General features: G+C 51.7%; 11 protein-coding genes. 10 read left to right on the forward strand and 1 reads right to left on the reverse strand.

The window, feature by feature from the left end:
• The 3 genes from ACPLUI_RS04170 to ACPLUI_RS04180 form a co-directional block, all read left to right on the forward strand.
• Nucleotides 1-203 (forward strand): hypothetical protein (locus ACPLUI_RS04170; protein WP_424659014.1); only part of this gene is annotated, 203 nt, incomplete at its 5' end.
• Nucleotides 204-348: 145 nt separating this feature from the next.
• Nucleotides 349-843, forward strand: a complete 495-nt coding sequence (locus ACPLUI_RS04175; protein WP_424659015.1) for a hypothetical protein — start codon at nucleotides 349-351, stop codon at nucleotides 841-843.
• 132 nt (nucleotides 844-975) lie between these two features.
• A complete protein-coding gene (locus tag ACPLUI_RS04180) occupies nucleotides 976-1,617 on the forward strand; it encodes a hypothetical protein (protein WP_424659016.1) in 642 nt (213 codons plus the stop codon).
• 3 nt (nucleotides 1,618-1,620) lie between these two features.
• Here the strand turns inward: ACPLUI_RS04180 and ACPLUI_RS04185 are convergent, their stop codons facing one another.
• Entirely contained in the window at nucleotides 1,621-2,220 is a 600-nt protein-coding gene (locus tag ACPLUI_RS04185) for a hypothetical protein (RefSeq protein WP_424659017.1), read from the reverse strand.
• Nucleotides 2,221-2,233: 13 nt separating this feature from the next.
• Here ACPLUI_RS04185 and ACPLUI_RS04190 point away from each other — a divergent pair, with 13 nt between their 5' ends.
• From ACPLUI_RS04190 to nifU, 7 genes are all read left to right on the forward strand, one after another.
• Nucleotides 2,234-3,460 (forward strand): signal peptidase I, encoded by a 1,227-nt coding sequence (locus ACPLUI_RS04190; protein WP_424659018.1) that lies wholly within the window; start codon nucleotides 2,234-2,236, stop codon nucleotides 3,458-3,460.
• A 27-nt stretch (nucleotides 3,461-3,487) separates the two neighbouring features.
• Nucleotides 3,488-4,585: a DUF5305 family protein gene (locus ACPLUI_RS04195; RefSeq protein ID WP_424659019.1), complete on the forward strand. Its 1,098-nt coding sequence runs from the start codon at nucleotides 3,488-3,490 to the stop codon at nucleotides 4,583-4,585.
• Between the two features lie 313 nt (nucleotides 4,586-4,898).
• On the forward strand, nucleotides 4,899-5,654 hold the full coding sequence (locus ACPLUI_RS04200) for a LuxR C-terminal-related transcriptional regulator (RefSeq protein ID WP_424659020.1): 756 nt from the start codon (nucleotides 4,899-4,901) through the stop codon (nucleotides 5,652-5,654).
• An 88-nt stretch (nucleotides 5,655-5,742) separates the two neighbouring features.
• Nucleotides 5,743-7,026 carry a replication-associated recombination protein A gene (locus tag ACPLUI_RS04205; RefSeq protein ID WP_424659021.1) on the forward strand — a complete coding sequence of 428 codons (1,284 nt, stop codon included), beginning with the start codon at nucleotides 5,743-5,745 and terminating at the stop codon, nucleotides 7,024-7,026.
• A gap of 123 nt (nucleotides 7,027-7,149) precedes the next feature.
• A complete protein-coding gene (locus ACPLUI_RS04210; protein ID WP_424659022.1) occupies nucleotides 7,150-7,587 on the forward strand; it encodes an RrF2 family transcriptional regulator in 438 nt (145 codons plus the stop codon).
• Between the two features lie 25 nt (nucleotides 7,588-7,612).
• On the forward strand, nucleotides 7,613-8,839 hold the full coding sequence (nifS, locus tag ACPLUI_RS04215) for a cysteine desulfurase NifS (protein WP_424659023.1): 1,227 nt from the start codon (nucleotides 7,613-7,615) through the stop codon (nucleotides 8,837-8,839).
• 14 nt (nucleotides 8,840-8,853) lie between these two features.
• Entirely contained in the window at nucleotides 8,854-9,225 is a 372-nt protein-coding gene (gene nifU, locus ACPLUI_RS04220; RefSeq protein ID WP_424659024.1) for a Fe-S cluster assembly scaffold protein NifU, read from the forward strand.
• The last annotated feature ends 52 nt before the right edge of the window (nucleotides 9,226-9,277 follow it).

Here is a 9,277-nt window from a genome sequence, read left to right on the forward strand (position 1 = left end):
CGGTACCCGTACATTACGAGACGTACTTCAGCTGTAGCGAGCCTGGCGTTGAGGTGGTGCTGGATCCCTCCGCCGGTTTTATCGATGGCCGCGGTGACAGCCGGGAAGGCGATATGTGGTTGCAGGTGGGCAGCGTGCTGGAGAACCATAACTACAGCTTCGAAGTGGGGCTGACCTTCCGGCAGTGGAATGCCGTGGAGTAAGCTATAAAAACAGCGTGTTATTGAAAGGTGTATGGGGGTGGTTGCCAAGAGATTTTTAAAGAAGTCGTAAGTTGCGGTTTGAGATGAAACAGGTGGGAAGTTTGGAAAATTTAAGAAGAGACTCAAAAGTTAGGAGGTTTCTTTTATGAAGAAAGTCAAATTCATAGGCCTGGCTCTCCTGCTGGCCCTCGCACTGATGGGTGCGGCCTTCGCAGCCTGGAGTAATACCCTGACTGGTAATGCAACTTTAGAGACTGGTACGTTAGATAGTTCTATTGCCCCCGGTACGGTATCTGATAATGATCCGGAAGGACTGGATGTTGCTAATGTTACAGCTACAGCTGGTGAGGATGGGAAATCAATAGCTATTACTGTTAACAATGCTTATCCCGGTTACGAGGCCCGTGTTCCTTTTACGGTATCCAACAATGGCACTATTCCCGTTGATGTCAGCGACCTTACCTTTACTGGTGTTCCAGAAGCTCTTACAGTAACCGACGATTTTGGTGGTGCTAACGATCTCGCTCCGGGAGGTAATACTTCCGGCGCGATTACAGTAAAAGTTGGTGATGGTGCTGAACAGCACACGACTTATACATTTACCGCTAAAATTGATGTCTCGCAGTTTAACGCACATTAGAATTTTTGATCTTGTCCGGGTGGGGGGAGTCCCTCCCCACCCGGGCGGGTTTAATGTGGTATTTATGCCCGCCTTTTTCAGGGAAGGGTGCGTTTTATGAAGAGTTTGCGTATTTTAGTGGCAGGACTCTGTATGGCAGCCATTCTGACCGGTGTCTGTTTCGCGGTCTGGGGCGGAAATTTAACCATAAACGAGATGGTTAATACAGGTAATGCCGATGTGGCCTTCACCAGGCAGGTCATAAGGGCCGATCGCTTTATCAACTGCTCTATCAGTCAAGCAGACCCTGCAACCGTGCGGGTGAATGCAGATAATCTGTATCCCGGAGGTAAAGTCTGGATCGACGTCCAGATGACCAACCAGGGTACTATTCCCGTTCGTTTCGATTCGGCCAGCCTTAATTTCGACGAACCAAGCAGTCCACTGATACCGTACTTGTTATCCTGGTGCTGGCTCAGATATGATGAGGATGGCCCGGGACCTGAGCCTGCCAGGAGTTACGGTTTTGTCCAGTTTCCCTGGCAACCGTTTGCCAGTCTACCAGCCTGCCTCAACAATTCTTCTGTTTTAAGGTCCATCGTTCTAAAGCCCGGTGGCTGGATCAGTTTAGAAGCTGACGGCAGTGCTGCCGACAGTGAAGGCAACAGTGTAGTGGCCGGGAGTGACGATGTGAAATGTATCTGTATTAAACTGGCAGACAATGCACCGCGTGAAATACAGAACCGGTCCCTTGGATTTACTCTCCAGATGAACTTTAAACAGTGGAACCTGTAGCCGCTACAGCAGGATAGCACATTTTATTGGGGTGGGCAGGAATTGAAGATTCTGTCCCCCCGTTCTCCTGTTTAAAAGACCGGGAGATGAGATGATGATGAAAAAAATAGCAGTTATATCAGCCAGCCTGTTGCTGGCTATGGCTCTGCTGCCTGGTGGTATGGCCTCCTGGCGCCAGGGAATGGAAATTAACGGGTGTATAAAAACCGGCAGGTGGACGCAGCCCGGGCCGCCAACACACGTGCAAAAGGCACAGGAAAACAAAGTTGTTGTTCCGGCCACGCCGGTGCCTGCCGGTTTGCCGGTTGAGGCGCCGTCCGATGCGATCCCGGCTTCGCCTCGACCCGGCCTATCATCACCGGCGGTAGAGGAGCCGGTACCTGCTGCCGGGGCTGTCACACCTGCAACATTGACATCTGAACCGCCTCCTCCGGTGATCTTTACGTCGAGTAATCCGGCGGCCGCACCGCAGACTGTATCCGCTCCAACCACACCAGCACCGGCCTTACCGACGCCGGTACCGCCAGAATTAACAGCGGAAAAACCATCTTCCGTATCTACGGAAGGCTCTATGAAGCAGAATTGAGAATATTGGTAGCTCAAGCTGGTAATTACCATGGGATTGGAGGCGACCGGCAGGATGCCTGCACGCTGTTATGCCAGTAAAAACGCAGGATTACGTTGTCTGGTACTTTTCGGTGCTCTGGGCGTTGTTTTCTGTGTTCAGAACATGAAAATCGTTATGTTCAAAAACAGCTTTATACAAACCTATTTGCTGCTTCCTTTGTTATGGGGTGCCATTTTATGGCTGGTCTGGTGGTGGCCGCGTACACGTGCAGCCGGTCGTTTAAGAATTCGCGTGTTCCTTTATTACCTGGCTGCTATATGTGCGTGCTTTCATATTCTCCTGCAGGTGGCCGGCGGCATGGTGGATGGTTTCGGCAAAAGTCCTTATTCGTTCACCCCGGCGGGTATTCTTTTAAACATTTTTTATGTGGGTTTTAGGCTGGGAGGCATGGAGTTCTCGCGTGCCTATCTGCTAAATAGCCTTGCTGGAAAGCGACCTTTCCTGCATCTGGCTTTTTTCTCTTTGCTATTTGCTTTTTTCAACCTGCCTTTGAGCAAACTTTCCGCCATTAAGACGGGCCTGGAGCTGCTCAAATTTACCGGAGGTATATTCTTACCGGCGCTGGCCGAAAGCACAGTGGCCTCTTATTTTGCTTACCTGGGCGGTCCGGTACCCTCACTGATTTACCGCGGGTTAATTCAGGCTTTCCACTGGTTCTGCCCGGTGCTGCCCGATTTGCAGTGGACAACTACCACCTGTTTGTGTACCTTTGTACCTTTTTTCAGCCTTGTTCTGGTGCAGAGGTTGTACGCGACGGAGGCCAGGGAAGTTAGGCGAGGTGCCCTGGAAAAGGAAAACCCGTGGAGCTGGATTCTGACGAGCGTCGTTTCCGTTTTACTGGTCTGGTTTGCCGCAGGGCTCTTCCCCTGGTATCCATCGGTGATATTGAGCGGCAGTATGGAGCCGTTGTTTAAGAAGGGGGATGTTGTCCTGGTGCGAAAGTTATCTCCGGTTCAGGAGGTGAAGGCCGGAGAAATAATTCAGTTCAGGCATGGTCACGTGCGCATCACCCACCGGGTAATTCAGGTACAAGAAGTCGGGGGGACAAAGGTCTACATAACGAAGGGTGACGCCAACAAAGCACCGGATGCTGATCCTGTCAGCCCGGAACAGGTGGCCGGTCGGGTTATCCGGGTTATACCTGAGATCGGCTGGGCGGCGCTGGTGATTAAAACCGTTAGCGGGGGTATATCGCCTCGGGGGCCGGAATTTTAAAGTGGGGATGTGGCTATGAAGTTGCGAATGAATAAAGTTCTACGTTTGTTGTTGATAGGGGCAGCGCTGGCCTGTCTGATTGCTGGCTTGATTTTCCTGTACCGGGGCCTGACCTGCGTTAGTTACGTGAAAAAAGCTTTTCCGGTTTATACCTACCGCCAGGAAGCGAAAGTGGACTACAGGGTTTATTTCAAGCCTAATGAACTTTATCAGGGAAATTCACTGGGAGCAGGTAAAGTGTACGTTTCGAACTTTGTAGATTACATCAATTCATTTTTTACCTACAGGTTCACCGGTGACCAGGAAGCGGTGTTTCACGGCAGCTACCAGGTTACTGGTATAATGGAAGCTTTAACAACCAGGGAAAAACAAAATAAGTGCCTCTGGCAACGGGAATTTATTTTACAACCCAGGACGCCATTTGCAGGTAATGGTAAAGAGATGGCTATTCAGCAGGTAGTTCCCATTCGCTTCAGCGAGTATTACGATTTTGCCAAAAGGGTGAACAGGGAAGCAGAACTGGCTCCGGATGAAATCAGGCTCACCGTTAAATGGGCTGTAGCCATAGAAGCTGTAACCGGCAGGGGAACGGTGAGGGAATATCTTACCCCAACCATGGTGATTCCGGTTGGGAGCAGAGCTTTTGAAATAGGGGGACAGCTGCTGAAAATAGAACCCGGTGCCCTTCAAATTACCAGGAAGGTTCCTGCAGGCACCGGCCGCGGGACACTAATCAACGCGGGCATACTTACCGGAGCAAGTTTGCTGTTGCTGATATTGCTACTGGTTTTTACTGAAGGGGTAAAAAAGACGGAGACCCCGCTGCAGAAGGAAATAAGGCAAATTCTTAAAAAGTACGGCGAGCGCATCGCTCTTGTTGATGGTGAAATAAAGATTGATGATGGGTTGATTGCTGTTAAAAGCATGGAAGACCTTGTACGGATTGCCGATGAGTTAAGCAAGCCCGTGATATACAGGCCTGTTGTTTCTGCTGCCCAGGTGCCGGTGTTCTATGTGCTGGACAAAACCGGAGCATATGTGTACCGGTTGCCCCAGGCTGCGACTGCCGAGCCTGTTGTAGCAGGTCGGGAGCCTTTGCGGCAGGAAAATATAACAACAATGTAAAGAAATTATGAAGGTTCAATAAATAGAGAATTAACAAGCTATTGACCATAAACCAGCAATAACAGATGCTAGATTGTAGTAACCTGTATTGACTGATACTGTCAACTATGTGACAATCATACTGGAAGTAAAATGGTAACCAGAGTCATAAATGTTAGTAAAAGGTATAAAATGTCGTATATGGTTAAGTCGGGGCGAGGAGTGGTAACCTGTATCCTGGGCGCTTGGGTTATCATGAGCCAGTAGCGCAACCGCCACTTAAAGGAGGGGCGGTTATATTTTTTTACCAATGCTTTCAGGGGGTGGTGCATGTTTGGAAAAACTGAGTGTAATTCTGGCCGGGGAAGATGTTGATGGCATGCAGGCTGTGGCGGCAGTGTTGTGCAGGCGGGATGGTTTCTGTATTCTAGGTTGCTTTGCGCTCCAGGATGTGAAAGAAGAAGCCTTAAGGCAGCAACCTGAAATAATTTTGATTTGCTGTCGCGGGCAGGGTGAGGGCATCCTGGCCCTGGTCAACGAGCTGCAAAAAGTTTGTCCCGGTTCGAGGCTGATTCTGATCAGTGATGGTTGCAGCCCGCGGCTGGCTTACATGGCGTATCAGGCCGGTATAGGCGGCGTGTTGAGCCGTTATATGCTCCCGGCGAATCTTGTTAGTTCGATTGAATTAATCTGCCAGGCTGGTGTTTTTTGCTGGAACCATAGCAATTTATCTCAGGAGAACAGTGTTGCTATGCAGGCTGTTGTGGTGTCTGAAAATAAAGAGAATAAAGAGAATAAAGAGATAATGGGGTTGCTTACCGCTCGGGAGTTGGAAATATTGCAGCTGATGGCTTTAAATTACTCGAATAAGGAAATCGCACAGAAATTATATGTAAGTGAACCCACTGTAAAAACACATGTCAGCAGTATTCTTCGCAAATTGGGTCAATCCAATCGCACACGGGCTATTCTTTATGGTTTTAAAACAGGCTTGCTGGAGCTTCCCGAGCTGGAAAATCAATCAGTTCCCCGGTCCCTGCTGCTGCCGGATGAAACTCTTGATGTCACGTGTCAATCCTCGATTTTATAGGTTTTCTTACCCGCACACACATTGTGATCGCCGGAGTCACGTTTGACCGGCGATTTTTTAGTATAATCTATTCTGAGGTGAGTTTTTAATGGACAACCTGTTCACACAGTCCCTGGAACGCACGCTGGCACGGGAGGCTCCCCTGGCAGAGCGGATGCGCCCCGTAAACCTGGACGAATTCGAAGAGCAGGCTGCCGTGGTGGGTACCGGTACACCCTTGCGCCGGGCCATCGAAGCTGACCTGCTGCGCTCAATCATCCTCTGGGGCCCTCCGGGGACGGGCAAAACCACCCTGGCCCGCATTATCGCCCGCATGACACGGGCGCATTTTGTGAGTCTCAACGCGGTCATGGCCGGGGTAAACGATATCCGCCGGGTGGTTCAGGAGGCAAGGGAACGGCGTGCCTGTTACGGCCAGAAAACAATCCTGTTCATAGATGAAATTCACCGCTTCAATAAGGCTCAGCAGGATGCCCTCCTCCCCTGGGTGGAAAATGGTTTAATTACTCTGATCGGTTCTACCACGGAGAACCCCATGTTTACCGTCAACCGCCCCCTTTTAAGCCGCTCCCAGCTGTTCCGCCTGGAACCTCTGTCCGATGAAGCCATTTACCGCATTCTGCAGCGGGCGCTTGCTGATAAGGACCGGGGTCTTGGGGAGTACCGGGTGGAGATTGAGCCTGAGGCATTGCGGCATTTCGTCCGGACGGCCAACGGCGATGCCAGGGCGGCCCTGAATTTTTTAGAGATGGCAGTGCTCACCACTCCTCCCGGCGAACAGGGGATACGGCGCATTGACCTTGTTGTGGCTGAACAGGCTTCGGGGAATCCGGTACTCAAATACGACCGGGAAGATGAACACTATGATGTAGTTTCTGCCTTCATCAAGAGTATGCGGGGTTCCGATCCCCAGGCTACTGTTTACTGGCTGGCCCGACTTATTTATGCCGGGGAAGATCCCGCCTTTATCTGCCGGCGTATGATGATCCATGCGGCTGAGGATGTGGGCCTGGCCGATCCCGGAGCTCTCCTTGTGGCTACTGCCGCGGCCCAGGCCGTGGAGCGGGTGGGACTACCGGAAGCCCGCATTATTATGGCGGAAGCCGCACTATACATAGCCAGGGCACCGAAAAGCAATTCCGTAATCCGGGCTATTGACCGGGCCATGGCCGTCGTCGAGAAGGAGAGGTCCCACCCGGTACCCGTACACCTCCGGGATGCCAGTTATCCCGGTGCTGCCGCGCTGGGCCACGGAAAAGGCTACAAGTACCCCCACGATTACCCCGGCCACCACGTGCCCCAGCAGTACCTCCCCCCGGAACTGGCGGGTATGGTATTTTACGAGCCTTCCGGGCAGGGTGAGGAAAAGTAATTCTTAGCATTTTACTCGGTTTTTATTGACACTGCTGAATGGGATGTGTTAAAATCATACCGGGAAATCCGACTAATTTAGTATGATTTGGACATGGATTCATAACCCGGGGGAGGTGACGATTTGCGCCTGTCCACCAGGGGGCATTACGGTCTAAAGGCCATGTTCGATCTGGCTCAGCATTACGGGACGGAACCCATACCTTTGAAGAGTGTGGCCGAAAGACAAAACCTCTCCGAGCACTACCTGGAACAGCTGATTGCCAGGCTCCGTAAGGCCGGTCTGGTCAAGAGTGTCAGGGGAGCCCAGGGAGGGTATATCCTGGCACGGGAACCGGAGAAGATTAAGGTGGGGGATATAATCCGGGCCCTGGAGGGACCCATTGCGCCGGTGGAATGCGTCAAAGAAGTGGATCCGAAGGAATGCGACCAGGCTGACTACTGCATCAGCCGTACTGTTTGGGCCCGGGTACGGGATAGTATCGCCGAGGTGCTGGATTCCATCAGCCTGGCCGATATGTGCCGCGACGCCGAAAAGATCCATCAAACAAGGGAGCTTTGACCACAGAGGAGGAGGCTATGCTTGTATGACTCGTCGAGTCTATTTTGACCACAGTGCCACCACTCCTGTCCACCCTGAAGTGGTGGAGGAAATGTGCCGCTTTTTAAAGGATAATTTCGGCAATCCGACCAGCCTGCATTACTTCGGCCAGAAGGCCCGGCAGGCGGTGGAAGAAGCCAGGGAGAAGGTAGCCGCGGCCATAGGTGCCAATCCCTCCGAAATTGTTTTTACCAGCGGCGGTACGGAAGCCGATAACATGGCCATTCATGGAGTAGCCTATACCAACCGTAACCGCGGCAACCACATTATTACTTCCGCTGTAGAACATCATGCCGTCCTCAACACCGTAAAAGCCCTCGCTAAACAGGGGTTCACCGTTACCATATTGCCGGTTGACAAGTACGGCATGGTAAGCGTGGAAGACGTGGCTGCCGCCATTACCGACAAGACCATTTTAATTACCATCATGCATGCGAACAACGAAGTGGGTACCATCATGCCCATTGCCGAAATAGGACGTTTGGCCAGGGAAAGAGGTATTTTGTTCCATACCGATGCGGTGCAGAGTTTTGGTAAAATTCCCGTTAATGTTGACGAGTTGAACGTGGACCTGCTGACCATCTCGGGGCATAAGATCTATGGTCCCAAAGGCATTGGTGCACTTTATATCCGTAAAGGCACTCGCTGGAGACAGACTCTCTTCCATGGTGGCGCACAGGAACGGTTGCGCCGCGCGGGGACGGAGAACACTCCGGGTATTGTCGGCCTGGGCAAGGCAGCGGAGCTGGCCATGGCCAATATGGAGCAGGAAGCGGCCTACCTCACCAGGTTGCGGGATAGGTTGATCCGTGAGGTGACGGAAAAAATAGATCACGTGCGTCTTACGGGTCACCCAACGAAACGTTTGCCCAATCATGCCAGTTTCTGTTTTGAATTTATTGAAGGCGAGTCCATGCTGTTAAGCCTGGACCTGCAGGGTATTGCCGCTTCCAGCGGCTCGGCCTGTACTTCCGGTTCCCTGGAGCCGTCCCACGTTTTGCTGGCCATGGGAATCCCTCACGAGGTGGCCCATGGTTCCATCCGCATCACTCTGGGCAGGGATAATACGGAAGAAGATATCGACTACTTCCTGGAGGTCATGCCGCCGATTGTGCAAAGGTTACGGGCCATGTCTCCTCTCGATCAGGAGACGGAATTTGCCCTTTCCGACCGGTGTAACGGTTGCCGGATCAGTCATTCCTGTCGTGCTTGAGAGGGGGTACCGGGGTGTATTCCGAAAAAGTAATGGACCATTTTACCAATCCTCGCAACGTGGGAGAAATTCCCGATGCCGATGGTGTGGGCCAGGTGGGTAACCCGGTGTGCGGGGATATCATGAAAATTTATATTAAAGTAAAAGATAATATCATAGAAGACATCAAGTTTAAAACCTTTGGTTGCGGGGCGGCCATTGCCACCAGCAGCATGGTAACCGAAATGGTTAAAGGGAAGACCCTGGAAGAAGCCATGCGCGTGAGCAACAAGCAGGTGGCCGAAGCTCTGGGCGGGCTGCCTCCCCAGAAAATGCATTGTTCAAACCTGGCTGCTGATGCTCTGCATGCGGCCATCCAGGATTACCTGAGCAAAAAGAACGGGTGAAAATATGAAACCCAGGGTTATCGTGGCCATGAGCGGCGGCGTTGACAGTTCG

Origin of the sequence: Desulfofundulus sp. (genome assembly GCF_049701015.1) — a bacterium.
GTDB lineage: Bacteria > Bacillota > Desulfotomaculia > Desulfotomaculales > Desulfovirgulaceae > Desulfofundulus.